Origin of the sequence: Synechococcus sp. M16CYN (genome assembly GCF_040371545.1) — a bacterium.
Lineage (GTDB): Bacteria > Cyanobacteriota > Cyanobacteriia > PCC-6307 > Cyanobiaceae > Parasynechococcus.
This window is the reverse complement of record NZ_AP029048.1, coordinates 111,035-137,216: the sequence shown is the minus strand read 5'-3', so window position 1 is coordinate 137,216 and position 26,182 is coordinate 111,035. Positions and strand designations below refer to the sequence as shown.

Annotated in this window: 26 protein-coding genes and 1 pseudogene; 19 read left to right on the top strand and 8 right to left on the bottom strand. The window is 51.2% G+C overall.

Annotated features, from left to right (window positions below; translation table 11 throughout):
* Window positions 1-232: 232 nt before the first annotated feature.
* Genes ABWV55_RS00695 through ABWV55_RS00685 form a run of 3 tightly spaced genes read left to right on the top strand, consistent with a single transcriptional unit; the run spans window position 233 to window position 2,873 of the window.
* Complete coding sequence (locus tag ABWV55_RS00695) at window positions 233-823, top strand: hypothetical protein (protein WP_353291865.1); 591 nt, start codon at window positions 233-235, stop codon at window positions 821-823.
* 53 nt (window positions 824-876) lie between these two features.
* Window positions 877-1,191 carry a hypothetical protein gene (locus ABWV55_RS00690; protein WP_353291864.1) on the top strand — a complete coding sequence of 105 codons (315 nt, stop codon included), beginning with the start codon at window positions 877-879 and terminating at the stop codon, window positions 1,189-1,191.
* Window positions 1,191-2,873 (top strand): AarF/ABC1/UbiB kinase family protein, encoded by a 1,683-nt coding sequence (locus ABWV55_RS00685; RefSeq protein WP_353291863.1) that lies wholly within the window; start codon window positions 1,191-1,193, stop codon window positions 2,871-2,873. The genes ABWV55_RS00690 and ABWV55_RS00685 overlap by 1 nt, the downstream gene beginning before the upstream one ends.
* A gap of 23 nt (window positions 2,874-2,896) precedes the next feature.
* Here the strand turns inward: ABWV55_RS00685 and eno are convergent, their stop codons facing one another.
* The gene (gene eno / locus ABWV55_RS00680) at window positions 2,897-4,189 is read right to left on the bottom strand and encodes a phosphopyruvate hydratase (RefSeq protein ID WP_353291862.1); all 1,293 of its coding nucleotides are present in this window, start codon (window positions 4,187-4,189) and stop codon (window positions 2,897-2,899) included.
* A 114-nt stretch (window positions 4,190-4,303) separates the two neighbouring features.
* Here eno and gloA point away from each other — a divergent pair, with 114 nt between their 5' ends.
* The 4 genes from gloA to nusG all read left to right on the top strand — a co-directional run bounded on the left by gloA (window position 4,304) and on the right by nusG (window position 8,448).
* Complete coding sequence (gene gloA, locus ABWV55_RS00675; RefSeq protein WP_353291861.1) at window positions 4,304-4,702, top strand: lactoylglutathione lyase; 399 nt, start codon at window positions 4,304-4,306, stop codon at window positions 4,700-4,702.
* Between the two features lie 6 nt (window positions 4,703-4,708).
* Window positions 4,709-7,450 carry an AAA family ATPase gene (locus ABWV55_RS00670; protein ID WP_353291860.1) on the top strand — a complete coding sequence of 914 codons (2,742 nt, stop codon included), beginning with the start codon at window positions 4,709-4,711 and terminating at the stop codon, window positions 7,448-7,450.
* Between the two features lie 70 nt (window positions 7,451-7,520).
* Window positions 7,521-7,760, top strand: coding sequence for a preprotein translocase subunit SecE (gene secE / locus ABWV55_RS00665; protein ID WP_353291859.1), 240 nt, complete (start codon window positions 7,521-7,523; stop codon window positions 7,758-7,760).
* 19 nt (window positions 7,761-7,779) lie between these two features.
* Window positions 7,780-8,448 (top strand): transcription termination/antitermination protein NusG, encoded by a 669-nt coding sequence (gene nusG, locus ABWV55_RS00660; protein WP_353291858.1) that lies wholly within the window; start codon window positions 7,780-7,782, stop codon window positions 8,446-8,448.
* A 73-nt stretch (window positions 8,449-8,521) separates the two neighbouring features.
* Here nusG and ABWV55_RS00655 read toward each other — a convergent pair whose 3' ends face one another.
* The gene (locus ABWV55_RS00655; RefSeq protein WP_353292812.1) at window positions 8,522-8,656 is read right to left on the bottom strand and encodes a hypothetical protein; all 135 of its coding nucleotides are present in this window, start codon (window positions 8,654-8,656) and stop codon (window positions 8,522-8,524) included.
* Between ABWV55_RS00655 and rplK the strand changes: the two genes are divergently transcribed.
* Together rplK and rplA are read left to right on the top strand one after the other, a co-directional pair.
* A complete protein-coding gene (gene rplK, locus ABWV55_RS00650) occupies window positions 8,594-8,989 on the top strand; it encodes a 50S ribosomal protein L11 (RefSeq protein WP_353292773.1) in 396 nt (131 codons plus the stop codon). The genes ABWV55_RS00655 and rplK overlap by 63 nt on opposite strands.
* 75 nt (window positions 8,990-9,064) lie before the next feature.
* Window positions 9,065-9,772: a 50S ribosomal protein L1 gene (gene rplA, locus ABWV55_RS00645; RefSeq protein ID WP_353291857.1), complete on the top strand. Its 708-nt coding sequence runs from the start codon at window positions 9,065-9,067 to the stop codon at window positions 9,770-9,772.
* A gap of 76 nt (window positions 9,773-9,848) precedes the next feature.
* Here rplA and ABWV55_RS00640 read toward each other — a convergent pair whose 3' ends face one another.
* The gene (locus tag ABWV55_RS00640; protein WP_353291856.1) at window positions 9,849-10,001 is read right to left on the bottom strand and encodes a hypothetical protein; all 153 of its coding nucleotides are present in this window, start codon (window positions 9,999-10,001) and stop codon (window positions 9,849-9,851) included.
* A gap of 9 nt (window positions 10,002-10,010) precedes the next feature.
* Between ABWV55_RS00640 and rplJ the strand changes: the two genes are divergently transcribed.
* A complete protein-coding gene (gene rplJ / locus ABWV55_RS00635) occupies window positions 10,011-10,538 on the top strand; it encodes a 50S ribosomal protein L10 (RefSeq protein WP_353291855.1) in 528 nt (175 codons plus the stop codon).
* A 49-nt stretch (window positions 10,539-10,587) separates the two neighbouring features.
* Window positions 10,588-10,977 (top strand): 50S ribosomal protein L7/L12, encoded by a 390-nt coding sequence (rplL, locus tag ABWV55_RS00630; protein WP_353291854.1) that lies wholly within the window; start codon window positions 10,588-10,590, stop codon window positions 10,975-10,977.
* Window positions 10,978-11,026: 49 nt separating this feature from the next.
* On the opposite strand, the gene ABWV55_RS00625 is transcribed toward rplL, so the two are convergent.
* Complete coding sequence (locus ABWV55_RS00625; RefSeq protein ID WP_353291853.1) at window positions 11,027-11,239, bottom strand: hypothetical protein; 213 nt, start codon at window positions 11,237-11,239, stop codon at window positions 11,027-11,029.
* 11 nt (window positions 11,240-11,250) lie between these two features.
* Window positions 11,251-12,069 (bottom strand): DUF3747 domain-containing protein, encoded by an 819-nt coding sequence (locus tag ABWV55_RS00620; protein ID WP_353291852.1) that lies wholly within the window; start codon window positions 12,067-12,069, stop codon window positions 11,251-11,253.
* A 51-nt stretch (window positions 12,070-12,120) separates the two neighbouring features.
* On the opposite strand from ABWV55_RS00620, the gene ABWV55_RS00615 reads away from it, so the two are divergent.
* From ABWV55_RS00615 to ABWV55_RS00605, 3 genes are all read left to right on the top strand, one after another.
* Window positions 12,121-12,864, top strand: a complete 744-nt coding sequence (locus ABWV55_RS00615) for a ribonuclease H (RefSeq protein WP_353291851.1) — start codon at window positions 12,121-12,123, stop codon at window positions 12,862-12,864.
* 23 nt (window positions 12,865-12,887) lie between these two features.
* A complete protein-coding gene (locus tag ABWV55_RS00610; RefSeq protein ID WP_353292772.1) occupies window positions 12,888-14,054 on the top strand; it encodes a quinone-dependent dihydroorotate dehydrogenase in 1,167 nt (388 codons plus the stop codon).
* A gap of 242 nt (window positions 14,055-14,296) precedes the next feature.
* Window positions 14,297-15,370: an aminotransferase class I/II-fold pyridoxal phosphate-dependent enzyme gene (locus ABWV55_RS00605; RefSeq protein WP_353291850.1), complete on the top strand. Its 1,074-nt coding sequence runs from the start codon at window positions 14,297-14,299 to the stop codon at window positions 15,368-15,370.
* Here the strand turns inward: ABWV55_RS00605 and ABWV55_RS00600 are convergent.
* Window positions 15,347-16,453 (bottom strand): UDP-N-acetylglucosamine--N-acetylmuramyl-(pentapeptide) pyrophosphoryl-undecaprenol N-acetylglucosamine transferase, encoded by a 1,107-nt coding sequence (locus tag ABWV55_RS00600; RefSeq protein WP_353292771.1) that lies wholly within the window; start codon window positions 16,451-16,453, stop codon window positions 15,347-15,349. The genes ABWV55_RS00605 and ABWV55_RS00600 overlap by 24 nt on opposite strands.
* A 58-nt stretch (window positions 16,454-16,511) precedes the next feature.
* Between ABWV55_RS00600 and ABWV55_RS00595 the strand changes: the two genes are divergently transcribed.
* Entirely contained in the window at window positions 16,512-17,270 is a 759-nt protein-coding gene (locus tag ABWV55_RS00595; RefSeq protein WP_353291849.1) for a hypothetical protein, read from the top strand.
* 1,070 nt (window positions 17,271-18,340) lie between these two features.
* On the opposite strand, the pseudogene ABWV55_RS00590 reads toward ABWV55_RS00595, so the two are convergent.
* Window positions 18,341-19,548: pseudogene (locus tag ABWV55_RS00590) on the bottom strand (phosphoglycerate kinase).
* A gap of 116 nt (window positions 19,549-19,664) precedes the next feature.
* Between ABWV55_RS00590 and ABWV55_RS00585 the strand changes: the two are divergent.
* The 3 genes from ABWV55_RS00585 to ABWV55_RS00575 are packed head-to-tail and all read left to right on the top strand — an operon-like array spanning window position 19,665 to window position 21,933.
* Window positions 19,665-20,048 (top strand): universal stress protein, encoded by a 384-nt coding sequence (locus ABWV55_RS00585; protein WP_353291848.1) that lies wholly within the window; start codon window positions 19,665-19,667, stop codon window positions 20,046-20,048.
* A complete protein-coding gene (gene ylqF, locus ABWV55_RS00580; protein ID WP_353292770.1) occupies window positions 20,045-20,923 on the top strand; it encodes a ribosome biogenesis GTPase YlqF in 879 nt (292 codons plus the stop codon). Before ABWV55_RS00585 ends, ylqF begins: the two co-directional genes overlap by 4 nt.
* Window positions 20,920-21,933, top strand: coding sequence for an RluA family pseudouridine synthase (locus tag ABWV55_RS00575; protein ID WP_353291847.1), 1,014 nt, complete (start codon window positions 20,920-20,922; stop codon window positions 21,931-21,933). Before ylqF ends, ABWV55_RS00575 begins: the two co-directional genes overlap by 4 nt.
* A gap of 148 nt (window positions 21,934-22,081) precedes the next feature.
* Here the strand turns inward: ABWV55_RS00575 and ABWV55_RS00570 are convergent, their stop codons facing one another.
* Window positions 22,082-23,677: an ABC transporter ATP-binding protein gene (locus ABWV55_RS00570; protein ID WP_353292769.1), complete on the bottom strand. Its 1,596-nt coding sequence runs from the start codon at window positions 23,675-23,677 to the stop codon at window positions 22,082-22,084.
* 122 nt (window positions 23,678-23,799) lie between these two features.
* On the opposite strand from ABWV55_RS00570, the gene ABWV55_RS00565 reads away from it, so the two are divergent.
* Entirely contained in the window at window positions 23,800-26,082 is a 2,283-nt protein-coding gene (locus ABWV55_RS00565; protein WP_353292768.1) for a bifunctional (p)ppGpp synthetase/guanosine-3',5'-bis(diphosphate) 3'-pyrophosphohydrolase, read from the top strand.
* The last annotated feature ends 100 nt before the right edge of the window (window positions 26,083-26,182 follow it).

Below are 26,182 nucleotides of genomic sequence, written 5' to 3'. Positions count from 1 at the left end.
CACATTTCCGTTCCTTAGTATAACCAAGGAATTGCGATTTAGTTCTTTTATATCTCTGTTCCAACGACATCAGATATTTATTTTGGCTACAAAATCAACCAAAATTTATTTGTAAAGAGTTGTCGGTCATAAGGATGTGAACTGAGTTATGTTTAATCTAATGCATCTTGATGTAACATTCAAGAGAGATTTCTGTCATAGTAGTTACTTTGTTAAGAAGAGGCTTATCTTCATGAATCAATCTCAGTCCGTTGATGCGTCAGTTGCTCGATGGCCTCACTTCTGGGTTAGTCACCTGTTGGCGGGCTGCTGTTTCGCTGTAGGGCATGGCATCACACATCGTGTGCTGATTTTGCAGAACGTCACCGAACCGCCTCCGTCCCAGCCATTTGCTCCCTCTGGATTCCCTAGTGATACTCGTCAGGCCTTACGTCCAGTCTATCGGGGTAATAATGACGCCTTACAAATAGATTTAGCAACCGTGAAGGAGATTGTGCCAGGTGGTGACACCGTTCGGCAAAAGGTAGTTTCTCCACAAACAGGCTTCGCACTAAGAATGCCTACCGAATCCGATCGAATAGTGCCGACATGGTCAGATTCCGCTTGGAATGCTAAGCAGGACGATATCTCTGTCGAGTCGATTCAAGGACAAGAGAACCAGCAGAACTCTGCAGCGATTGTTTTCACTCCCTCAGCGAACGTTGTACCAGCCATCGACACTTCATTACTATTAACGGAATCCGAGTCTCTAGTTCGGAAACCAAAACCTGTCTTTGTGCCCTCTAAGCTGACGCAACCACCAATGCTTCCCATGCAGCCCTGATTGGTCAGTCGCAGCTAAGATCTGCCACAGTTCCATGGATACGCCAATGGTTTATGGGCTCTCCGGACGCCTTGATTCGCGCAACTGTTAATCGAATCGGAGCCCGTATTGGTCATGGTCTAGCCGATACAGCTGCCGAACTAGTGATGTTGGCAAGAAATGCTCCTGAACGTCTGCGACAAGAATGGGATTTGTTTCAAGAGGAGGTGCGCAAAGAAGCTGAGCGGTTGGAACGGGGCGACGCATCACCGGTAGCATCAGACGGCGTTGAGATTCAAAATCCCACCAGTGATACCCCGCAACAGGTAATCGATCGCTTGAGAGCTCGTGTAGCTGAACTCAGCCGGCGGATCGAGGCTGGTTACTAATGATCCCCTTTAATGTCGCCTCCTTGCTGCTGCAAAGAGGTTTGCGTGCGCTTGTGATTTGGCATGCAGTATTGACGCTTTTAGTACTGCTCTGGTGGGATGGACAGTCTTGGACGTACCGCGGTGATACAACACCGCAGCGTCGTGCCGAACGGCAGCGGCAGCGAGCCCAGTGGCTAACGCGGCAGCTCTTGCAACTGGGTCCGGCGTTTATCAAACTTGGTCAACTGTTATCTTCTAGGCCAGACATTCTCCCAGCGGGATGGGTCACTGAGTTAGCTGCTCTTCAGGACAGCGTGCCGGCCTTCGATTTTGATCAGGTTCAGACGGTATTGGAAAAAGAGCTGGGTCGGCGCTGTGTGGAGATCATTGATCTTGACCCTGAGCCGCTAGGTGCTGCTTCTTTAGCCCAGGTGCACCGCGCCAGCTTACGTAGCGGTCGGCAAGTAGTGCTCAAAGTGCAACGGCCTGGTCTTGATCAACGATTTCGTCTTGACCTTGACGTGATGCAGCATGTTTCTACTGTGCTGCAATGTCACCCAAACTGGGGACGTGGTCGCAACTGGCCAGCGATGGCTCGGGAGTGTCGAAGGGTGTTGTTACGTGAGTTAGATTTCCATATTGAAGCCCAATATGCAGCCCGTTTCCGACAACAGTTCCTCGACGATGATCAGATTCGTATCCCTAGCGTGATTTGGGAGCTAAGTACGCGACGTGTACTCTGCCTGGATTTTTTACCCGGAATTAAAGTAAACGATCGTCAAGCGCTCGTAAAAGCAGGGATTGACCCATCTGCCGTGGCGGAAATTGGTGCAGCCAGTTACCTCAAGCAGCTAGTGCGTTTTGGCTTCTTCCATGCCGATCCTCATCCGGGAAATCTTGCGGTAGCCAGTGATGGCGCCCTGATTTACTACGACTTCGGGATGATGGGGTTGTTGTCAGATGGTTTACGTCGTCGACTTGGGTCCATGGCGAGAGCAGCTGCAATAAGAGATTCAGCGGCGTTGGTGGACGAGTTGCAGGCGGCAGGAGTAATTGATACAGGGATTGATGTTGGTCCGGTGCGTCGTCTTGTTCGTGTGATGCTTCAAGACGCGCTGACACCCCCGTTTAGTCCCAATATGATCGACAAGCTGTCCGGCGACCTTTACGATCTCGTTTATGGTCAGCCCTTCCGTTTGCCAGCCGAATTGATCTTTGTGATTAGGGCCCTCTCCACCTTTGAGGGCGTCGGCCGGAGCTTGGACCCTACTTTTAGCTTGGTCTCGATCGCCAAGCCCTACTTATTACCTTTAATGACTTCTAGTGGATCTGGAACCAATGACCTTTTCAATGCACTGGGCCGTCAGGTGGGTGCTCTGAGTAGCAAAGCTGTCGGCATTCCCAAGCGTCTTGACGAAAGTCTAGAGCGACTTGAACAGGGAGATTTACAACTCCAAGTGCGGTTGGGAGATTCTGACCGTCAGTTCCGTCGGATGATCGTTGCGCAGCAAGCAATTGGCCAAGCCATTCTATTGGGATGCTTAGCCCTGGCGACGGCGATTGTTAGTGCCAGCAACCGACCGGTTTGGACGGCGTTGCCTGCTGTAGCGACGGTCCTAGTAGGATGGGACTGGCTCCGCATGAAAATGCGGATGCACCACGATCAACGGTTGGAGCAAGTGCCTAACTCAAACCGTTGATTTTCTAGAGACTTGGACCCGGATCAAGTCTTACCTCGAGGTCCCTGGTCGACTGTTCCTGCGTAAACAGCTTGACTACCCAGCTCATCCTCGATTCTTAACAGTTGGTTGTACTTAGCAACACGCTCACTGCGGCTCAATGAGCCGGTTTTAATTTGCCCAGCTCGTGTTGCAACAGACAGGTCAGCGATTGTTGTGTCTTCGGTTTCACCACTTCGATGGCTTATCACGCTAGTATAACCGGAGCGGCTGGCCAAATCAATGGCTTGCATGGTTTCAGTGAGCGAACCAATCTGGTTTACCTTAATCAGGATCGAGTTAGCGGTGGAGCTGCTAATACCACGTTGAAGCCGCTTAGTATTGGTTACGAACAGGTCGTCACCCACGAGTTGTACCCTACTGCCGAGCCGTTCAGTCAGAAGCTTCCAGCCGTCCCAGTCGTCTTCGGCTAGGCCATCTTCGACTGAAACAATCGGGAATAAATTCACCAGTTTCTCAATTTCGTCGACCATCTTGGCGCTGGTGTAGCTACCGCCGTCAAAAGCATAACGATTATTTTTAAAGAATTCCGTACTAGCGACATCCAGTGCCAGGGAGATATGCTCTCCGGGCTTATAACCGGCCTTCTGAATCGCTTCAACGAGGACTTCTCCGGCTTCCATGTTCCCCAAGTTGGGTGCGAAACCGCCCTCGTCACCAACCGAGGTACTCATACCTTTGGCATTTAGTAGGTTCTTGAGCGTATGAAATACCTCAGCGCCCATCCTCAATGCTTCACGAAAGCTGGGAGCTCCATGAGGAACAAGCATGAATTCTTGAAAGTCGAGACTATTTGCAGCATGGGCTCCGCCATTGATCACGTTCATCAGCGGAACTGGCAGTAGGTTGGCCATCGGGCCGCCCAGATAGCGGTAGAGAGGGAGACCGAGACCGTTAGCGGCTGCTCGGGCTGTGGCCATACTCACCGCCAGGATTGAGTTGGCACCAAGGTTCGACTTGTTCTCGCTGTTGTCTAGTTGAAGCATTGCGGTATCCGCAGCAGCTTGACCTAAGGCGGATAGTCCACAAAGGGTAGGGGCGATGCGTTCTTCGATATGGGTGACGGCCTGACTGACCCCCTTTCCCATATAGCGAGCATCACCGTCGCGCAATTCATGCGCCTCATGGGCGCCGGTACTGGCACCGCTTGGCACGATGGCCCGTCCCATGGCCCCACCCTCTAGCAGTACTTCAGCTTCCACAGTTGGATTGCCACGGGAATCAAGCACCTCCCGGGCCACAATGGTGTCGATGACGAGGTCGAGGGAATCGATCACGTTGTGACTAAGTGGTTAACTATTGGATCCTATGGGCCACCCATTCCAAACTCGTCGTGAATAGGACATCGGTGACCAGAATGCAAGAACTTTGATGCACCCGATTTAGACGCCATGAGGATGCTGCACACTATGCTGCGGGTTGCTGATCTAGAGCGTTCGCTAGCTTTTTATACAGAAGTGTTGGGGATGCAGCTCCTACGCTGCAAGGATTATCCTGGTGGGCGGTTCACTCTGGCCTTTGTTGGGTATGGCCCTGAAACAGAGCAAACGGTTTTGGAGCTCACCCACAACTGGGACATAGACACTTACAAACTTGGTGATGCCTATGGGCACATTGCTCTTGGGGTTGATGATATTCGGAAAACCTGTGCAGGGATTTCGGAAAAGGGTGGTCGTGTAGTACGTGAACCAGGTCCTATGAAGCACGGAACCAGTGTGATTGCCTTCGTGGAGGATCCTGATGGTTACAAGGTTGAGTTGATCGAGATCTCCTCTGAACCCCCCGTGTGACCTTGGATGATTGTGTCCCCTTCTTTTAACGGCAGCCTTACTCACGAGCCTGATCGCTTTAGTCATGCAGCATGGGATCTTCTACTCAGTGCCCAAGACGTTGCCCGTCGCTGGCACCATGAGCAACTCGATGTTGAACACCTGATTCAGGTCTTATTTACAGATCCAACTTGTCGGCACTGGGTGGGTGATTTACCGCTAGACGCTGACGCTTTATTGGATCGTCTGGAAAACATGCTGGCTGATCAGCCTCCAGGGCAAGGGACGGATCTTTTTATTGGTGAGGACTTAGAGCGATTGCTTGAGTCTGCTGATGCAGTGTGTCGGCAATGGAAGAGCGAACAGATTGATATACCTCAGCTGCTCATGGCGATTAGCACTGATCCACGTCTAGGGGCCAAGCTATTCGCCGGGTTAGGGCTCTCAGCCGATCGCTTGGGGGAGCTGCTACAGGCCCCATCTTCGCCGATCAGGCCACCATCTAGGTGTAGTTCCCGGATTGTTCGTGCATCACATCCTTCTCAAGAAACCCAGTTATCGCCTGGCAACAGAGCTGGAGCGGTTGCTGTCAAATCACTGGATCAGACAGCGACTCCCTTATGTATGGAGCTTAATGCTCAGAGTGAGCCCACCGCTCTTCAATCTTTTGGCCGTGATCTCACGACGGAGGCTGAGGCCGGTCGTCTCGATCCCGTGATTGGTCGTGATAATGAAATCCGTAATCTGATCAAGGTGTTGTCGCGTCGCAGCAAGAATAATCCGGTATTGATTGGAGCCCCAGGTGTTGGCAAAACAGCTATAGCAGAACTACTGGCCCAACGCATTGTGTCTGGTGAAGTGCCGGAATCGCTCCAAGGAATGCGACTGATCGCCCTAGATCTTGGCGCCCTGATTGCGGGAGCCAAATTCCGCGGCCAATTTGAGGAGCGACTTCGCTCTGTACTAAAGGAGGTAAGCCAATCTCACTCAGGTGTAGTTCTCTTCATGGATGAACTGCACACTATGGTGGGGAGTGATCGCAGCACCGCGGATGCTGGCAGCCTGTTAAAACCGGCCTTGGCCCGAGGCGATCTGCGTTGCATTGGCGCTACGACTCCAGAAGACTACCGTCGTACGGTAGAGAAGGATCCAGCTTTGAACCGCCGCTTTCAGCAGGTTCTAATTCGCGAACCTGATTTACTCTTAAGCCTTGAAATTTTGCGTGGTCTCAAGGAACGCTATGAGCTGCATCACGGCGTCTCCATTACGGATGAGGCGATTCAAGCGGCTAACCGATTAGCAGATCGCTATATCAGCGATCGTTGTTTGCCAGATAAAGCTATTGATTTGATCGATGAGGCGGCTGCTCAGCTAAAAATGGAAGTCACATCCAAGCCCCGGGTGATTGAGGAAGCCGAAACAGATCTTAGACAGGTAGAGTTAGCACTATTGGCGGCAGAACAGGCCTCGGATACTGAAAAAACTCAGTTACAACGAAATCGTTTGGCTATGGCGGAGCGTTTTGATGATCTTCGTTGTCGTTGGCAGAAGGAGCGGGATCGGCTTGAGGAACTCAGTCAGCTACTACGTCAAGACAAAAATCTTCGCCGCGCTATTGCTGAGGCCGAGTGTGAAGGTCGCCTGGAGGAGGCAGCGCGTTTGCGGTATGGTCGACTGCAGACTGTTCAACAGCGGAGAGAGGAGCTGGAGGCTTGTCAGTTGAAGGCGCAGGCTGCCGGCACAGCGTTGTTGAGAGAACGGGTTGAGGCGGGAGACATCGCTGATCTTGTAGCCCGATGGACCGGTATACCCGTGCAAAGATTGTTGGCTGGAGAGCGGCGCAAGCTCCTGGCGTTGGAAGATCACCTTGGCAAACGGGTGATTGGACAAGCAGAAGCTGTCACAGCCGTAGCAGCAGCTATTCGTCGTGCCCGTGCGGGCATGAAAGATCCACGTCGACCAGTGGGTTCCTTCCTATTCCTTGGCCCTACAGGTGTAGGGAAAACAGAATTAGCCAAGGCATTGGCTGCCTCTTTGTTTGATGAAGAGGATGCCCTAGTGCGCCTCGATATGAGCGAATTTATGGAGCGCAACGCCGTTGCTCGCTTGATTGGTGCTCCTCCGGGGTATGTGGGCTACGAAGAAGGTGGTCAACTGACTGAAGCAGTGCGACGCCGTCCTTATGCAGTTCTTTTACTCGATGAGGTAGAGAAAGCGCATCCGGATGTGTTCAACCTGTTGCTGCAGGTGCTTGACGATGGTCGTCTCACGGATTCTCAAGGACGCACCGTTGACTTTCGACATACAGTCGTGGTGATGACCAGTAACCTTGCCAGTCCGGCAATTCTTGAGCACGCTCGTCAGATAGATTCCGACAGCAATCAGCTTCAAAGCAAGCTGGATGAGGCTTTGGCCGGTTATTTCCGACCAGAGTTCCTGAATCGAATCGATGAGGTGATTCGATTCAGTCCTCTGCGGGTGGCTGATCTTGTGCGAATCGCACAATTACAACTCCAGGGTTTGCAAAACCTTTTGGCCGAACAGGGTTTGACTCTGGAGATCGGTGAGGGTGTTGCAGAAGCTTTAGTCCGTCTTGGCCATGAACCTGAGTATGGTGCCAGGCCCTTGCAAAGAGTTCTGCGACGTCAGTTGGAGAATCCTTTAGCAACTCAGTTACTGGAAGAACGCTTTAGTGGAGTTAGTAGGATCAAGGTTGGTATTGGAATTTCGGACAGCGAACCCTTACAATTCGAGCCGCAATGTCTGTAAGAGTATCGAGTAGGCTATCCGCTCGGAGAAGTGTTCCGTAGCGCCATTGTCAATTCTAGGTCCCACTCTCGTGACCAGCCCCACCCAAGAGCACACCACCGACAAAGATTCTAAGCCTTCTGGGGATTCTGCCCATCCAGGTGGTTTGCTCAAGGCCACGATTCGAGAGTTGAAATTGGTGGTTTGGCCAAGCCGGCAACAACTATTCAGCGAATCCGTCGCTGTGATTTTGATGGTCAGCCTATCGGCGGCTACCATTGCAGCTGTAAGTCGCTTCTTTGGTTGGGTTTCATCTCAGGTATTTCGTTGATTCGTTCCTCTCTTGCTCCGTGTCCAACGATTTGATTACACCGCACGACCCTGAAGCGCTCCCTTTACCAGCCCCAAACAATGGGAAAAACAAAACCCCTGCCATGGAATTCGTAGCTAATACAGCCGTTGCGCGCTGGTACGCAGTTCAAGTAGCTTCGAGTTGTGAGAAAAAAGTCAAAGCCACCCTAGAACAACGTGCGGTCACGCTAGGAGTGAGCAATAGGATTATCGATATTGAAATTCCTCAAACCCCTGCCATCAAACTTAAAAAAGACGGTACTCGTCAGTCTACTGAAGAAAAAGTATTTCCTGGATATGTGCTCGTCCGTATGGTTCTAGACGAGGACACGATGATGGCGGTGCGTAGCACTCCTAACGTGATTAATTTCGTTGGCGCGGAAGATCGCCGTGCTACAGGTAAAGCTCGCGGTCATATCAGGCCACGTCCGTTAAGTCGTGCAGAAGTCAATCGTATTTTTAAGCGCGCTGCCGAGAAGAAGACAGTCGTCAAAGTGGATCTTGCCGAAGGCGATCAAATCTTGGTGACTGCCGGCCCATTCAAAGACTTTCAAGGCGAAGTAATCGAAGTTTCTGGCGAGCGCAACAAACTGAAAGCCTTGCTTTCCATTTTCGGTCGGGAAACCCCAGTTGAGTTGGAATTCTCTCAGATCAGTAAACAAAACTGATACAGTGGTGGCCGCTTTCCTGTGGAGGGCAGGCGGCCTTTGGGGTAGTTTCCATCCCGCCGCGATATCTAGCTCAAGGGCTTGATGATCCACAGCTGCCTAAACCCCTCAGCCGATGGCCAAGAAGATTGTAGCTGTGATTAAGCTGGCCCTCCAGGCCGGCAAAGCTAACCCAGCACCGCCCGTAGGCCCTGCTCTCGGTCAGCACGGCGTGAACATCATGATGTTCTGCAAAGAGTACAATGCCCGAACGCAGGACAAAATCGGATTAGTGATTCCGGTGGAGATTTCGGTTTTCGAAGACCGCAGCTTTACTTTCGTCCTAAAGACGCCCCCTGCGTCTGTGCTGATTGCGAAGGCCGCCGGTATCGAGCAGGGCTCCGGTAAATCTGCCAAAGGCAATGTCGGCTCCATAAGTTGCGCCCAACTCGAGGAGATTGCAAGGACTAAACTTCCCGACCTCAATTGTTCCACCGTTGATTCCGCGATGCGGATTATCAAAGGGACTGCAAGAAATATGGGTGTGGACGTCAGCAGTTAGCTCCGCTGTAACTTGGTTTTCGACCTCTACCGGGGAAGACATTGTTGATGTCGCCCGTACTCAATTGATTAGGTTATGCCTCGACTAACTAAGCGCTTGACCAGTTTGGCTAAAAAGATCGAAGACCGCGTTTACGTGCCATTCGAAGCGATTGCCCTGGTCAAAGACAACGCCAATGCTAAATTCGACGAGACAATAGAAGCCCATGCTCGGCTTGGCATTGATCCCAAATACACCGACCAGCAACTGCGCACCACGGTTAAGCTGCCTCATGGCACAGGCCAGGACGTGCGTATTGCCGTGGTTACACGTGGCGAGAAAGTGGCAGAAGCAAAAGCTGCTGGCGCGGAGTTAGCAGGTGATGAGGATCTGGTGGAGGCTATCGGCAAGGGAGAGATAAATTTCGACCTTCTCATCGCCACCCCCGACATGATGCCCAGGGTCGCCAAACTGGGCCGGGTGCTTGGACCACGCGGTTTAATGCCGAATCCAAAAGCGGGAACAGTCAACACAGATCTCGTTTCGGCAATTAAGGATTTCAAGGCTGGCAAACTCGAATTCCGCGCGGATCGCACCGGTATCGTGCATGTTCGTTTTGGCAAGGCTAGTTTCGCCACCGAAGATCTGTTGGACAACCTCAAGACTTTGCAGGAGACTATCGATCGCAACAAACCCAGTGGTGCTAAAGGCCGCTACTGGAAGAGCTTGTACGTCACGTCCACCATGGGACCATCTGTGGAGGTTGACTTATCTGCTTTGCAGGATATCGGTCGAGAAGGTTGAGACAAAATTGATTTACAATCGTGAACTGGCGAAAGCCAATTCGGGTACGTGCCCGGCCTGAGACAGTAGGCCACGATCAGGCAAAAGTTGATTTTGCCTGATCGTGTAATTCCTGCCGAGGCAAATGCGTAACGTTTTTCTCTCCCCCCGGGATTGAATCGGAATCGCGGCCTCGTCTCACTTTGAGACTCAGCCGATCGCATGTCCTGCTTGTTCCTTCAATCCGCATCCAATCATTATGGGCCGCACTCTGGAGAGCAAGCAACAGATCGTCGTAGAGCTCAAAAAACTCCTCGCCGAGGCGGAGCTGGCACTAGTGATCGATTTTAAAGGCTTGTCTATCAAGGAGATGTGTGACTTGCGGGATCGTCTGCAAGCCACTAACAGCGTTTGCAAAGTAACCAAAAATACTTTGATGCGCCGTGCTATTGATAGTGACGGTCCTTGGGCCAACCTTGACTCTCTTCTGACGGGTACTAATGCATTTATCCTTGTCAGAGGTGATGTCGGTGCTGGTGTAAAGGCTGTTCAGTCCTTTCAAAACGAGCTCAAAAAGTCCAAGACTAAGGGCGGCCTTTTCGAGGGCAGGCTTCTTACTCAAGACGAGATCAAGGCCATAGCTGAGATTCCCTCTAGGGAGGAACTCATGGCTCAGATCGCTAGTGCAATAAATACTGTGACCACCAGAGTCGCCGTTGGTATCAACGAAGTTCCCTCTGGTATGGCAAGGGCTCTCAAACAACATGCTGAAAGCGACGGAGGCTGAACTGACCACGCCGCCACTCTATTAACTGATCTGTTGTTGATTTTTAATCATGTCTACAAAAACTGACGAAATCCTTGAATCGTTGAAGTCACTTTCTTTGCTTGAGGCTTCCGAACTTGTTAAGCAAATCGAAGAAGCTTTCGATGTCTCTGCCGCTGCTTCTCCCGGTGTTGTAATGGCCGCCCCTGGCGTTGCCGGCAGTGGTGGTGAAGTTGCTGAGGAAAAAACCGAGTTCGATGTGATTCTGGAAGGCTTTGAAACTTCTGCCAAAATTAAAGTTCTCAAAGCCGTGCGCGAAGCCACTGGTTTGGGTCTTGGAGAAGCCAAGGCTTTGGTTGAAGCAGCTCCCAAAGCCATTAAAGAAGGCATATCTAAGGAAGATGCCGAGGCTCTCAAAAGTACTATCCAAGAACTGGGCGGTAAGGTAACTATCAAGTAGCTCCCGCTGAACTGGCTAGCCGACAATTAACTTGCACCTGATTAGCCTGTTAGATAAGGCGATCGTCTATGGATGATCGCTTTTTAATCAAAATGCCGCACTCAACAAAAAAGCCTGCCGAAGGCAAGGCTTTGTATGAAACGCTTCCAGGAGTCTGTCCTTGTTTCGACCCTAGAAGGCGATTTGCACTCCTCACACGAGCCAAAGGTAGACTGCCAAAGATGTTGAGCTGGCCTTGGCTGTTCTCTCTGTCAACTGGCACGATGCCAATAATCAGCGTTGGCGGTTGTAAGGAATCACCTCAATGGGTATTGGCTCTGTGCTAAAAAGACGTTGATTGCGTTGTCGAGAAGCAGTTACCTGACGCGGGGCCGATAAGACAGGTGGCGGCATGCTTGGAACTGATGACAAGCCGAGCCATTGACTATGGTGTCGAGAAGCAGTTACCTGACGCGGAGCCGATAAGACAGGTGGCGGCATACTTGGAACTGATGACAGGCCGGACTTCAAGAAGCTTAAACTCTCACCTCTGTGCATAGAACTCGTCATGAGTGTCTGTACAGGGCCAGGATTAGAAAAGTAAAGATGGTTAAGAGTTCGCCCTTGATAGACGCGTCGCTCAAGCTGCCAGCCATCGATCAGCTTTAGGGGCACGAGACCATTGCGGCGTCTGTGAGGCACAGTAGCTCGGGCAATCAGGGTCGGTCTTCTCCGACTTGGGTCGATGACATGTAGGTTTAACGTAGAACCTCTCTGTTTTAAGCGTAATCGAAAGTGTGTTCCAAGATCAGTGCCCTTATTGCGAAGGGAATAGTTATTGCTGTCGAGATAGCGACTGCAAATGCCAGTAAAGTTAAAATTGTTCAGGGTAGGTTCGATTAGACCATCTGTCCGCAACTCCCAGCACAAGGGCTCACGTTTGATCTGTTCAAGTACCAACAACTTCCAACCAGTTTTGTTAATGGGCTGTGCCAAAACAGCGAAACGTTCTTGAGCCAAGGGCTGGCTCTTAAATAAACCTTGGGCCGCGAGCTCACTGGGCAGGAATACAAAGAGCAGTCCTATAACAGTCTGGGGGTAGGTTTTCCGCATGCGCGGCTCAGAGAGAACCTGTGTTCTACTGAATTTTGCAGGAGAAAACCAATGGCTGATGTACGGGGTCGAGTGGTAGCAGCTGCGGCAGATGGTGCATGCCGCGGCAACCCGGGCCCTGGCGGCTGGGGGGTACTGTTACGGTTTGAAGATGGAAGCGTTGAAGAGTTCGGTGGCTATAACCCTGCCACTACAAACAACCGGATGGAGCTTCAGGCTGCCCTAAAGTTACTGGAGCGTCTCAGACAACTCGCGCGCCATCCTGACCTCAGGTTACGGACTGACAGTAGGTATTTAGTTGATGGGTTGGGGTCTTGGATCAAAGGTTGGAAACGCAAAGGCTGGCGGACGGCCGCCGGCAGTCCTGTGCTCAATCAAGATTTGTGGAAAGCGTTGGACGCTGCGCGTCTCGACGATGCTCAATTTACCCACGTGAAAGGTCATAGCGGTGATCCAGATAACGAGCGAGTAGACCGCATTGCTGTGGCTTTTTCACATGGCTATGCCCCAAAGCTGAATTTTAATGACAAAGTCACGGTTCCCGCCCTTGCTACAGAACTCGATATGGTCTCCGCTCAACTACATCAGTCACTGACACGCCTGGAGCTAGCTGACCGAGTGGCAGAGAGAGGGTGTAGCATCACGACGGCTGAGTTGGAGCACTTGGTTGGGGAGCCCTTAAAACAACTGGTGACTAAAGATGGAAGCTGGGAATGGCGTGATTGGTTGATTGTTCCTGATCAGAACGGTTACTGGCGTTTGCGTCGTCGCAATACAAATTCAGGTAAGTCGTGAGGCTCCATGTATCGCCATCTTTTTTGGTTGATCCGTTTGGTAGTCGAGTTTTCTGCCGACGTTTGCTTAGTTCATTTCTCTTGCACAACGAAAGAATAGATGCTGAGCAATTATCGCGGTTGGCCCTAGCTGCTCTCCAACAGGCCAGCTTGCGACGTTATTGGCCAGGGGTTTCGTCAGTTCTTAATGGCATGGCGGCGAATCTGCAGCGCCAAGATACCCGTTTGGAACAAATATTATTTGGTTGCCGATTTCCAAACCCTGTCGGCTTAGCGGCGGGCTTTGACAAGAACGGCGTCGCTGCTGGGATCTGGGATTCCTTCGGATTTGGATTCGCGGAAGTAGGTACCGTTACTTGGCATAGTCAAACCGGGAACCCTAAGCCAAGGTTATTTCGCCTCACGGCAGAGCAAGCAGCATTGAATCGTATGGGATTTAACAATAATGGTGCACGGGCATTGTCAAAAACCTTGGTGCGTCAGTACCTCAAATCCCCTGGACAACGTCCCGCGGTGTTGGGGATCAATGTGGGTAAGTCGAAGATCGCGACGTTAGAGCAGGCTCCAGAAGATTACGCTGCATCGCTGGAACTGTTAGCTCCATTGGCGGATTACGCTGTGATTAACATCAGCTCCCCTAACACACCCGGACTACGTGATTTGCAAGATTCTGCTCAGCTTAAGCGACTAGTTGAGCGCTTCCGTCGATTAGCAATCTGTCCACCATTGCTAGTGAAAATCGACCCTGATCTTGATGATGAGGCTATTGACACGATTGCCCGGCTTGCGTTTGAAGAAGGTCTGGCCGGCGTGGTTGCGGTGAATACCTCGCTCGATCGGTTCGACTTGGCTGAGCGTCGTTTGTCCCAAACTGGCCGGATTCTGATTGAAGAAGCAGGAGGGCTAAGTGGCGTGCCCCTGCGTGGCCGAGCTCTAGAAGTGATTCGCCGCTTGCGTGCGGTGGCTGGCCCTGCGCTCACGCTAGTTGGGGTTGGTGGTATTGATTCCCCAGAGGCTGCCTGGGAGCGAATTACTGCTGGAGCTTCTCTAGTACAGCTCTACACCGGTTGGATCTTTAAGGGCCCAGATCTCGTGCCGCGGATTCTTGAGGGGTTAAAGGAGCAACTTGACCACTATGGTATGCAGTCGATCACTGAGGCTGTGGGTTCTAATCTTCCCTGGAAAACCTGACTGTAACCAGCGTTCGAACATAATTTATCTGCAGGTTGCATTCATTTGCAAATTGACTTTGCAACCATATATCTGTTGATCTTGGCAAGATTCCTATTAAGCAAGTATGCGCAGCCAAGCGTGAAAGCTTCTTGATCTGCTTACACTCTGAGTTTCTTATAAGGTGTCAACGGTAGCGGGTTGGAGTGAGGTAGAGCGGAAGTCCCGCTGGAGATGTTCTTGAGTTCTATTTAAAGGTTCAGATGGCTGTCGAGCGCCATGGCGGTAACCGGGTGACATTGGGGGAAGCCTTGGGTTGTCAATCATCCGCGCTGCTAGATGCGAGCGCATCGTTAGTTCCCTGGACACCATTATACGACACATGGTCGGTTGAAACGCTACGCGACTATCCAGACCGTCAATACCAAGCCCTGAGAACTGCTATTGCAACGCATCACTGTCTTGATGCAGCATTAGTTCTTCCAGGGAATGGTGCAGCTGAATTGTTTACCTGGGCTGCTCGGGATGCAGCTGCCGCCGGTTCCAATGTGCTGCCCACCCCTTGCTTTGCCGACTATGGTCGCGCCTTGCGATGTTGGGGTGCCACAATTATTCAGCGACCAATGCCATTGGATTGGTCAGCTCAGTTTCCTCAGATCCTTCCAAGCCCTGGCAATGGTGACGTCCTATGGATCTGTAATCCCCATAACCCCACGGGGCAGCTTTGGAGTCGAGCATCTTTAAAGGTGTTGCTGCAGAAATTCGCACTGGTAATTTGTGATGAGGCTTTTCTTCCTCTTGTCGCTGACGGTGATAGTCAGTCGCTAATTCAGCTGGTACCTGAATATCCTAATCTTGTCGTAATACGCAGTCTTACTAAGTTATTTGGCATTGCCGGGGTGAGACTGGGCTACGCCGTTAGCCAGCCCGAACGTCTTCGACGTTGGGCGGAATGGCGTGATCCCTGGCCTGTGAATGGTATAGCTTCCGCCATGGGAGTGAAGCTCATCACCGACCGCCGCCGTCATCGATCTTGGTGCCACAAAGTTCAGCAATGGACGGCACAAGAGGGTGCCTGGTTGTTGCGACACCTAGCTGAGTTGCCAGGAATCAGGCCGATGCCTTCGGCAGCCAACTTTCTGTTAATCCGTGCAAAACAATCCCTTGTCCCATTGAGAGAAGCACTTGAGCAGCGCCACCGGATCTTGCTTCGAGACTGTCGCTCCTTTGATGGATTAGGGGAGTGCTGGCTACGGATCGGTTTTCAAAGCCCTCTAGGCAATCGCCGCATTACCCGCGCCCTTCAACAAGAGTTAAAACAACTGCCCTTGGTTTGAACTTAGGTCATTAATCAGGTCTTGGAGCAACATGGCCATCCGTATATTTGCATCTCGTTCGGCTAATTTCTCCATGCCGATGCGCATTCTATCAAGCCATCCAGGTACTGCATTCACTTGTCCCAGTCGGTGTCCCAGCAACCGTCGGATGGTGTTGTCTAGTGCAGGATGATCCGGAGCGTGTTGATGCACAATTACCGCACCGCCGAATTCAGCAGCACAGGCAGCATTTGCGTCTTGGTGCTGATCTACCGCCTGTGGAAAAGGCACTAAAATTGTAGGAGTACCACACACCGCAAGTTCACTCAGGCTACCGGCGCCAGCGCGGCTAATCGCGAGATCAGCGTGTTGCAGTAAGCCAGGAATCTCGTCACTGAAGCGGCGTTCCACCAATTGAGGATGCTGAAGCTGGTTCATATCAGACTCGTTGCTGCCGGTGAGATGTACCACTCGACAACCCTGCTGTAAAAGACTTGGAAGCACAGCTTGAACCATGCGATTCAGGTTAACGGCGCCTTGGCTACCGCCCATCACCACAAGCAAGGGTCCCGATCCGGTAGGGACCCAGGCTGGTAGGGGTTGAGGAGTGAGAAACGCGGAGCGCACTGGTGTACCTGTAAGCACTGGGCGGCAGCCTGGAATACGTCCGGCAGCTACGGGCAATCCGACAGCAACAGTGGAGCTCAAACGCCCCAGCAGACGGGTCACCCGGCCGGGGATGGCATTGGATTCGTGCAAGACAACGGGGACGCAGCACCAGCGGGCCCCGAGAATAGCTGGTGCTGAGATATATCCACCTGTAGTGAATACGGCTTCGATCTGATGTCGCCGAATTAGGCTACGCACGGTAAAGCTAGCCGTCACTAGTCGAAACAGCTGTAGCAATTTGTCGATACCCTGGCCCTGCAGACCTGCAGCACGCACGGTGATTAAGTCATATTGAGCTGGAACTAGCTTGGTTTCAAGTCGATCAGGAACCCCAAGCCAGCGCACGTGCCAATGCTTGTCAAGAGCTTCGGCAACAGCGAGAGCCGGAAATAAATGACCGCCAGTGCCACTGGCAGCAATTAGAAGCCGAGTCACAGCTTCGGACTTCCCCACGTGCGTACTTTAATCTTAGTTCAACTAATACGACAGACCCGTGGGTAGTTTTTGGCGGGCCGCTTTTGTCACAGTTTTCTGTGTGTGTGCTGCCCCAACGCATAACCCTGCTCTGGCAGGGTTACAAACTCTTCCCCTGGCACGATTCTGTGAGCGCTTAGAGAGTGCGCTGAACAGGGAATCTAAAGCCGATCTCAATTCATTGGTAGCCCAAGACGTATTATCTGATTTAGAACCTCGTTACGAGTCGTTTAGGGTCGACTTCCCTAATGCAAAGTGGGCTGTAGAACCGGCCGAACCTCTGGCGGATGGTCGTCCCACTCTGTTAGTGCATGTGACCGGTACGGTCACTATCGGCAGTCTGAAGTATCAGCTTAAAGCTCAGAAGCAAATGGCTATACGCTTGGAGAAGGGAAAGCTTAGCTCACAGGAAGTTCTATCCCAGCAGTCGTTGTTGCGTAGCGGTAAAAGACTATTGAAAGTGACCTTGAACATACCTGATGTGGTACTCGCTGGGAACCGTTACGAAATCGATTTCATCGTGGATGAGCCGTTGGGTCAGGCAATGTTGGTTGGAGGCTTGATTAATCTGTCCGATGATCAGCAATTAGCCACGTTCAAGCTTCACAACTTGCATTTGGCGCCATTGGGTGGTGGAGGTCTGTTCAAAAGTGTGCGGGCACCCCAGCGGCCTGGCTCGCAGACGTGGGGGATGATGTTAGTTCATCCTGACGGTATTGTGACGGCCACAAAACACGTTCAGATCTTGAACAGGTTGGCCGAAAAGACGCGCACATAACACCACAAATACGCATACATTCTGTTTTTTACTGCGGCAGTATAATTGGAGTAATAAAGAATAATGTGCTCGTCGTTGTCAGTTTGTCAACAATTAAGAGTTCAATCTTCCGTAGCGCTCCCTTGAAAGAGAGGTGCGCTCCTTGTAAATATCAATAATAGCTTTCTACGATTGCTGTTGCAGCGGAGGCGGCGCGATTTCCGGTAGCTAACTTCCATGATCTTTTTACCTTTTGGCTGTGATCAATAGCTCCAAAGCAAGTGACATTGCCGAATGATCTTGAGGATGGGGAGGTAAACTCGTCTCAGGACTGCTATGTGTCCACTACTCAATTGAGCGAGGCAATAAGCGCAAGGGACTATTAAAAAGTAGTTAAAAGTAATAGTGAATTAACTCAATGCTACTTCATACCTTGCGAATTGCTCCTGACTTCTAGTTGCTTATATACACCGTTTGCTTTGAAGAGCATCGTACCGACCAAATTTCTGTTATTGCAACAAAGCAACAGGGTGTTAGTTCCTCGGTTTATTTCTACAAGTACCGCGTAAGCAATAGCCCCTCTGTAAAATCTTGTCGAGTTGTGGCATGGCTGCGCATACACAAGATTCATGTCTTTAATACGAGTTAGTTGATCTGGAACAAGTAGCGTCTAAGTCATCTTAAATTGTGTAGGTTTCAAGACATGATTCAAGCCTCAAGGGTCTAGTCAAAGGGCAGCCGTGACTACATATTTATATGTTTATGTTTCGCAACAGCAACGTTAGCGATTTTGTTTCGCTGACGTAAGCCGGTTTATGATAGAACCAAGATAAGTCGCAGGCAATAGTTTTCAGGTAATGTAAGTCTGGTCGTAAATATTATGTCTAGATGGATGGTGTCCGTGAACTTGATGAGCAGGGGTATTGACCTGGAATATAAAAGACTTGTCGACATAAGACGCCTTTAGCCTACCGAGGCCCGGGCCGATTTTTTCCCATTTCCCCAGCCTCTCACAACATGAAAAGCCTGCAAAAGAGGCTTTTCATGTTTGACCATTCAATTGGCCTGGGTATTGCATAGCTTGCGAGCGACTAGATGTCGTCAAGAGCAGCTACACCGGGCAGCGTCTTACCTTCCAATAATTCTAAACTTGCCCCCCCCCCCCGGTCGAAATGTGGGACATTTTGTCAGCCAAACCAGCCTTCTCTACAGCTGCCACAGAATCACCCCCGCCAATGATTGTACAGCAGCCCTTGTCGCTTAACTCGGCCAAGGTGGTAGCAATAGCGTTGGTTCCGGCGGCAAACTTTTTAAATTCAAATACACCCATAGGGCCATTCCAGATTATGGTCTTACAGCCGGCTAAAGCATCTTGAAACATCCTAACCGTACTGGGACCAATATCTAGACCCATCCACCCATCGGGGATGGCTGTAGCATCGGCAACCCGACTATTGGCGTCAGGCGCGAAGCCATCAGCCAAGACTACGTCAGTTGGCAAAAGGAGTTCTACCCCTTTCGCTTTGGACTTAGTTTCCAGTCTCTTAGCCAGATCAAACTTGTCTTCCTCTACCAAGCTTCCACCGACTTTCAAGCCTCGAGCTTTATAGAAGGTGAAGACCATACCACCACCGATCAAAATCTTGTCACACTTGTCGATCAAAGATTCGAGCACACCGATCTTGGAGCTCACCTTGGAACCACCTACGATCGCGGCAAGGGGACGCTTGGGTTGGTCGATAGCACTCTGTAGATATTCAAGTTCTTTTTCCATTAAGAAGCCAGCAACGCTTGGCTTCAAGAATTTGGTGACGCCCTCGGTAGAGGCATGAGCACGGTGGGCGGCACCAAAGGCATCGTTTACGTATACATCAGCCAGTTGGGCTAGCTTTTCAGCAAAGCTGGCATCGTTCTTTTCCTCTTCGGCAAAAAAACGAACGTTTTCGAGTAGCACGACATCGCCATTTACCATGGCGTTTACTTTGGTTTCTGCATCGAGTCCGATACAACTGTCTGTTTTGGTGACGGCTTTGCCTAATAATTCACTCAAGCGAACAGCTACCGGTGTGAGGCGCATAGCGTCATTCACCTGACCTTTAGGACGGCCGAAATGAGCAGAAAGGATAACCTTGGCTCCCTTGCTTATTAAATCGTTAATCGTAGGAAGGGCAGCGCGGATGCGGGTGTCATCGGTAATGGTGCCCGCATCGTCGAGAGGAACGTTGAAGTCAACTCGTACAAGAACGCGTTTGCCGCTTAAATCGCCAGTAGTAAGACTGACTAGAGAACGCTTTGCCATAGGATCGTCCCATACAGTAGTAAAAGTCGGGGAGAGGTTAACCTGTGTTCCAGGGCAAAGGAAGATGAAATAAAGTCCGTATAGACGAAGGCATTAATTCAGCTCGCGATCAGTCTATGTTCGAGACTATTCTTTTTCCAATCGACCAGAGCCACCAATCGATCGAAGCAGCTGAAAAGGCTTTGGATTTGGCGTGCTCCCACAACAGCCGTATAGTCGCGCTGTCTGTGGTCCAACCCGATCGATCTGAAATGAAAGATCATGATGTAGTAGCTGAGTTGTTAGCGAGAACCGAAGCCAAGATCAAGGGAGCAGGGAGACCCTGCCAAATCGTCGAGCGTCATGGAATTCCTGCTTTTGTGATCTGCGACGTGGCTGACGAGTTGAATGTGAGCGTAATCGTAATTGGTACCCGTGGCCTAAATCTGAAGAATGATCGCGAGAGCACAGCAGCTCGGGTTATTCAGCTGGCGCCGTGCCCGGTTTTGGTGGTGCCGTGAGTTCACCTCCTATTCACTGGTATCCCGGCCATATAGCCAAGTCAGAACGGCAGCTCAAGCACCATCTTGATAAAATTGATCTGATCATTGAGGTGCGCGATGCACGCATTCCCCTTGCGACAGGACATCCTCACATCAATCGCTGGCTGAAGGGGAAACAGCATTTATTGGTAATCAACCGATGCGACATGGTAACCACAGCGGCACGGGAGGCCTGGGAGCGGTGGTTTAGAGCGCGGGGTCAACGCGCGGTCTGGTGTGATGCCAAGGCTGGCGCTGGAGTGAAACGGGTGCAGCAAACGGCCATTCGAGCTGGGAATCAGCTTAATGAACGGCGTCGCAACCGGAAGATGCGTCCGCGGCCTGTGCGTGCCCTCGCCCTCGGTTTTCCGAATGTTGGAAAATCGACCTTAATCAATCGGTTAGCCAAGCAAAAGGTTGTGGCAAGTGCACGCCGGGCTGGTGTGACTCGTACGTTACGCTGGGTTCGGCTTGGTCGAGAATTGGATTTGCTGGATGCTCCTGGTATATTGCCTCCGTATCTAGATGACCAGCAAGCAGCGCTTTACCTCGCATTATGCGATGACATTGGTCAAGCAGCCTACGATGGGGAGCTAGTGGCCAGGGCTTTTTTGCAGCTTTTGATCGGTTCACAAAAACGAGATGCTTCAGGAATTACGATTAGCGTCTTAGAGACTCGTTACGGCATCCCAGTGGCAGAGAAAACCCGAGATCCTGCCTACTGGCTACAGGCTGCTGCAGCGCGACACACGTCAGGCAATACCACCCGCATGGCGCAGCGCCTTCTTGATGATTTTCGCAAATCCGCTCTCGGCAGCATCGCTCTGGAATTGCCGGAGCTGAGAGGCGCATGACTGGTGGAAATCGAGACCGGATCCATGCTCATGGGTGTCCGCCATCAATGGAAGAGGTATTCACCAATGCCTTTGGTGAGGGTAGGGGCGAGATGGCCACGCTGACTTACTCTAGATCTTTGCCGATGCGTCTGGATCGCTGGCTGGTCAGTCAGCGCAGGGAACAAAGCCGCGCGCGTATTCAGAAATTCATCGGTGCTGGTTATGTGCGAGTGAACGGTAGGCCTGGTAAGGCCAAAACACCGCTTCACGAAGGTGACGAGGTGAGGTTGTGGATTCCTCCACCGGAGCCGCTGCCTTATCTCAGTCCTGAACCTATGGATTTGGATGTGCTGTTCGAGGACGAGCACCTGATTGTGGTCAATAAAGCAGCGGGACTCACGGTGCATCCGGCTCCGGGAAATAAAGGTGGTACCTTAGCCAATGGTCTGCTGCACTACTGTCCCAACCTGCCCGGAATCAGCGGAAAACTGCGTCCAGGCATCGTACACCGCTTGGACAGGGATACCACTGGTTGCATAGTTGTCGCCAAATCGCAAGAAGCGCTGGTGAAATTGCAAGTACAGATTCAGAAGCGGGTAGCTTCGCGGGAATACTGCGCGGTGGTGTACGGAGCACCCAATGGCGAGACGGGAACGATAATTGGTGCTATTGGGCGCCACCCGGCAGATCGCAAGAAATATGCCGTGGTTAGTGATGTATCTGGTCGCTATGCTCGTACACACTGGACTTTACTAGAGCGACTTAATGAATATTCACTTTTACGTTTCAAATTGGATACGGGCCGAACCCATCAAATCCGGGTCCACTGTGCGCATATGAATCATCCGATTGTGGGGGATTCCACCTATAGTCGCTGTCGAAAACTTCCGGTTGCGTTGCCTGGTCAAGCTCTGCACGCTATGCAGTTAGAAATAGATCATCCGGTTACACAGAAGCGAATGGTGTTTCAGGCACCCTTGCCATCTGCAATGAAGAAGTTGTTACTGGTTTTGCGACGTCGTTCTTGAGTGATTTTTGGTGTTGATCGCAACCTGAAGAAAATTTTTACTTAAAAAATCTCATCAGATAGTGATAAAGGCGCTCGATTGATTTCACTCAGCGCAGAGGGTAATCCATATCTACTACCATGATTTTTATTTCGATGCTGGCCCTTGATCAGTGCGGCAGTTTTGGACATGCTTCCACCAGAGCGCGACTGATCTTAGATTGCGGTGCTTGGAAGATTCGATCGCCTGGACCTTCTTCCACGATGTGCCCCCGATCTAGCACTATGACGCGATGGCAAAAACCGCTGGCTAATGATAAATCGTGAGTGATGAATAAGATAGAAAGTCCCAAATTCTGCTGAAGTTGTTTTAATAAGTTCAGTATCTCTGTTTGGACTTCTGCATCGAGCATGCTTACACTTTCGTCGCATATCAGTACCTTCGGCTTGAGAGCGAGAGCGCGTGCGATCGCGACTCGTTGTTGTTGACCGCCAGATAATTGTCTGGGAAAGCGATCCTTGAATTGTTTAAAGGGATTTAAGCCCACTTGTTTTAATAGTTGTCTAGCCTGCTCTCGTGCTGCTGCTTTAGAATAGAGACGATGAATAAGGAGCGGATCGGTGATAGCGTCGGTCACGTTGAAAGCCGGGTTGAGACAGGCTAACGGATCTTGAAACACCATTTGAATCGCACGTCTGACGAAACGCAGTTTCTCTCCACGCAGGCAAAGCAGATCTTCTCCAAAGAGTTTTACGCTGCCGCCGCGAACCGTCTGCAACCCAATTAATGCCCTGCAAAGGGTGCTTTTGCCACAGCCCGAGGCTCCTACAATACCTAGACTTTCGCCTACCAATAGGTCAAAACTTACCTCATCGATAGCCTTGAACCATGCTGGTGACCAGGGCGTGCCACCGACGGCATGCCAGCAGCGCATGGTGTCTACGCTTAAAATGACTTGGGTTTTTGGTTGTTGATAAAAACGCCTCCTTTCGCGGGTTCGTGCCGAATAAACAAGTCGTTGTCCTACTGATGACCGTGGGCGGGTGAGCAGCTGATCGCTGGGACCTTCTTCCACTCGACGACCTTCGCTTAGAATAACTGTCCGATCACACCATCGGGCGGCCATTGCTAAATCATGGCTGATCAGCAACAGAGCACTCCCTAGTTCACGGCATAGTTCACTCAGCTCGGCCATCATTTGACTCGCTACTGCTACATCCAGGCTGGTTGTCGGTTCATCAGCAATGAGGAGTGGGGGTTCCAGCGCGATCGCGAGGGCTATAGCTAAACGCTGCCGCATTCCCCCGCTAAGTTCGTGGGGGTAAGCCCGGAAACGTCGGGTGCTAATTCCAACCCGTTCTAATAGGTTGAGGGCCCGTGTCTTGCGCCATTTGGGGTTTGTTGCTGGTCGATGCGCTTTTAGAATGTCCAGTATATGTGCTCCAGCAGGCATCAGAGGGTTCAATCGCGTCATCGGGTCCTGAAATACCAGACCGACTGCTTGTCCCCGCAACCGACGCAGTGCAGCGCGATCGAGTCGACGAGGATCTTTCCCGGTAAGTTCTAAGCCGCCTTCACAAATGGTTCCTTGGGGTAGAAGTTGCATTATCGCCCGGGCCACGGTGCTTTTGCCACATCCGGAAGAGCCGACTAACGCAAGGGTTTCTCCGGTATCGAGGCGCAGATCAAAACCATTTAGAGACCAATTTTTGCTCTTGGGGTAACGCAGTCTTAATTGATTGAGCTCTAAAACTGGCCGTGCCATGGTGAGAATGAACGGAAAGGCGTGAAGAACCAGCACTACATACCATGGGTTGGCCTGCTGGATGGATGAGTAATGCCGCCTCAATACCGGATGAAGAAAGAGACAAATTCAGCTCAGCTCTGATGGCGCGCGGTTTGCTGGGATTTGGGCAGCGTCCGATTCGGCATCTCGACGATTATCAGATTGCCTTGCCTGAATGGTTGCGGCAATGCATTGCCAATGTGCACCCAGGAACCGACCAAAACTGTCCGACCGATCCGGAAATTTTGCTGGTATCGGCATTCGATTTTGGTTTTCAACTACACGAGGGTCAGTTCCGCGCTAGCGGAGATCCATACATAGTTCATCCTGTTGCTGTGGCTGATCTGCTACGTGACATAGGCGCCAGTGCTCCGGTCATCGCAGCGGGCTTCCTTCACGATGTGGTAGAAGATACCGATGTCACTCTTGAAGAGATACAACAACATTTCGGGTTAGAAGTGCGCAAGCTGGTAGAGGGAGTTACTAAGTTAGGCGGCATTCATTTTAACGATCGCACGGAAGCGCAGGCCGAGAATTTGCGGCGAATGTTCATGGCGATGGCTAGTGATATCCGCGTTGTGTTGGTGAAGCTGGCGGACCGAGTACACAATATGCGCACCATTGGCGCTTTGAAGGAAGAGAAACGTCAGCGAATTGCTCGGGAAACACGAGAGATTTACGCTCCCTTAGCTAACCGTCTTGGGATCGGACGGTTTAAGTGGGAACTTGAAGACTTGGCATTCAAGCTGTTAGAGCCGGAGGCGTTCCGGGAGATTCAGCATGAGGTGGCAACTAAACGCAGTGAGCGTGAGCAGCGATTGGCGGTCACAGTTGACTTACTCAATGAGCGGCTTCAGCGGGTTGCTTTAGAGGGGTGTGAGGTAAGTGGGCGACCCAAACACCTGTACGGCATCTGGAGTAAGATGAAACGCCAACAGAAGGCATTCCACGAGATTTACGACGTGGCTGCCCTTCGCATTATCACGCCTAGCGTTGAAACGTGTTACCGCGCATTGGCTGTGGTGCACGACACTTTTCGCCCGATTCCTGGAAGATTCAAGGACTACATTGGTTTACCGAAGCCGAATGGGTACCAGTCGTTACACACGGCCGTCATTGGTCGTCACCGGCCGATTGAAGTGCAAATTAGAACTTTGGAGATGCATCAGATCGCTGAGTTCGGTATCGCAGCTCACTGGAAATACAAAGAGGGAGGTTCACCCGCAACTTGCAGTAGTGATTCCGAACGATTCAATTGGTTGCGACAGCTCATAGATTGGCAGCAGGAGGGGGGCAATGATGATCACAACGACTACCTCTCTTCGATCAAAGAAGATCTCTTCGATGAAGAAGTGTTTGTATTCACACCAAAAGGTGATGTGGTGGGTCTGCTCAAAGGAGCGACGGCTGTTGACTTCGCTTATCGTATTCATTCCGAGGTTGGTCATCATTGCCACGGTGTTCGCATTAACGACCGCTTATGCCCTTTGGCGACACCACTACAAAACGGTGACTTCGTTCAGGTTCTCACTAGTAAAACCGCCCATCCCAGCCTCGACTGGCTCAATTTCGTTGCGACGCCAACGGCACGGAATCGCATTCGCCAGTGGTACAAGCGTAGCCATCGGGATGAAACGATTGAGAGAGGTAAAAACCTATTGGAGCGGGAATTGGGTCGAGATGGATTTGATGTTTTGTTGAATGGCGAAATCATGATGCGCGTAGCACATCGCTGCAATGTTGTGACTACAGAAGATTTGTTGGCTTCGCTTGGATTTGGTGCAGTGACCTTGCAACAGGTTCTTAACCGTTTCCGTGAGGAAATCAGGCTTCAGACACAGCAACAGGAGGAAGAGCCAACTAGCAGCGAAAAGGTGGCCCGTGCATTAATGGTGCCAAAGGATTCAGTTCAATTCCAGCACAGTGAAGAGGGGACGATACTTGGAATTGAAGGACTCGATTACCGCTTGGGTGGTTGCTGTAGTCCGTTGCCAGGAGAAACCATTGTTGGCACCGTTGCTCTCGGTAATCATGGCGTCACGATTCACCGTCAGGATTGCTGCAATGTGGAGTCAATCCCTCGGGAACGGCGTCTACCGGTACGGTGGAATCCTAGGCTCAACGGCAAGCGCCAAAATTTTTCAGTGCAGTTGCGCATTGAAACGATTGATCGTGTTGGCATCCTGAAGGACATCCTCATGCGTCTTTCGGATGGTGCAATCAACGTTAGTGACGCGCGCGTAAAGACAGCTGCTGGTCGACCAGCTCGTATCAGTCTGCAAGTAGAGTTGCAGAGTGCCGATCAGCTGAGCCGAACTATGGCTCAAATTCGCTCGATGGCAGATGTTATTGGTGTTGCACGCATTGGTCAGGGAGGGCCATAAAGGCAAAGCAGACAGAGTCAAGGCTGTAAATCCGAGTTGTCCCGCCCTAATCAGGTTTCTTGAGTTGTAGACAGGTGATCCTTAACATTTAGAGTTTCGA

What these genes read in the sequence shown, in the direction of transcription:
- gloA (WP_353291861.1), top strand. Translation starts at nt 4,304, where the DNA reads ATGAGGATGCTGCACACTATGCTGCGGGTTGCTGATCTAGAGCGTTCG.
- rplJ (WP_353291855.1), top strand. Translation starts at nt 10,011, where the DNA reads ATGGGCCGCACTCTGGAGAGCAAGCAACAGATCGTCGTAGAGCTCAAA.
- ABWV55_RS00570 (WP_353292769.1), bottom strand. Translation starts at nt 23,677, where the DNA reads ATGGCACGGCCAGTTTTAGAGCTCAATCAATTAAGACTGCGTTACCCC.
- ABWV55_RS00605 (WP_353291850.1), top strand. Translation starts at nt 14,297, where the DNA reads ATGGCTGTCGAGCGCCATGGCGGTAACCGGGTGACATTGGGGGAAGCC.
- ABWV55_RS00690 (WP_353291864.1), top strand. Translation starts at nt 877, where the DNA reads ATGGGCTCTCCGGACGCCTTGATTCGCGCAACTGTTAATCGAATCGGA.
- ABWV55_RS00565 (WP_353292768.1), top strand. Translation starts at nt 23,800, where the DNA reads ATGGCGCGCGGTTTGCTGGGATTTGGGCAGCGTCCGATTCGGCATCTC.
- ABWV55_RS00670 (WP_353291860.1), top strand. Translation starts at nt 4,709, where the DNA reads ATGATTGTGTCCCCTTCTTTTAACGGCAGCCTTACTCACGAGCCTGAT.
- ABWV55_RS00585 (WP_353291848.1), top strand. Translation starts at nt 19,665, where the DNA reads ATGTTCGAGACTATTCTTTTTCCAATCGACCAGAGCCACCAATCGATC.
- rplA (WP_353291857.1), top strand. Translation starts at nt 9,065, where the DNA reads ATGCCTCGACTAACTAAGCGCTTGACCAGTTTGGCTAAAAAGATCGAA.
- rplL (WP_353291854.1), top strand. Translation starts at nt 10,588, where the DNA reads ATGTCTACAAAAACTGACGAAATCCTTGAATCGTTGAAGTCACTTTCT.
- ABWV55_RS00640 (WP_353291856.1), bottom strand. Translation starts at nt 10,001, where the DNA reads ATGCGGATTGAAGGAACAAGCAGGACATGCGATCGGCTGAGTCTCAAA.
- ABWV55_RS00685 (WP_353291863.1), top strand. Translation starts at nt 1,191, where the DNA reads ATGATCCCCTTTAATGTCGCCTCCTTGCTGCTGCAAAGAGGTTTGCGT.
- ABWV55_RS00695 (WP_353291865.1), top strand. Translation starts at nt 233, where the DNA reads ATGAATCAATCTCAGTCCGTTGATGCGTCAGTTGCTCGATGGCCTCAC.
- ABWV55_RS00620 (WP_353291852.1), bottom strand. Translation starts at nt 12,069, where the DNA reads ATGCGGAAAACCTACCCCCAGACTGTTATAGGACTGCTCTTTGTATTC.
- ABWV55_RS00575 (WP_353291847.1), top strand. Translation starts at nt 20,920, where the DNA reads ATGACTGGTGGAAATCGAGACCGGATCCATGCTCATGGGTGTCCGCCA.
- ABWV55_RS00615 (WP_353291851.1), top strand. Translation starts at nt 12,121, where the DNA reads ATGGCTGATGTACGGGGTCGAGTGGTAGCAGCTGCGGCAGATGGTGCA.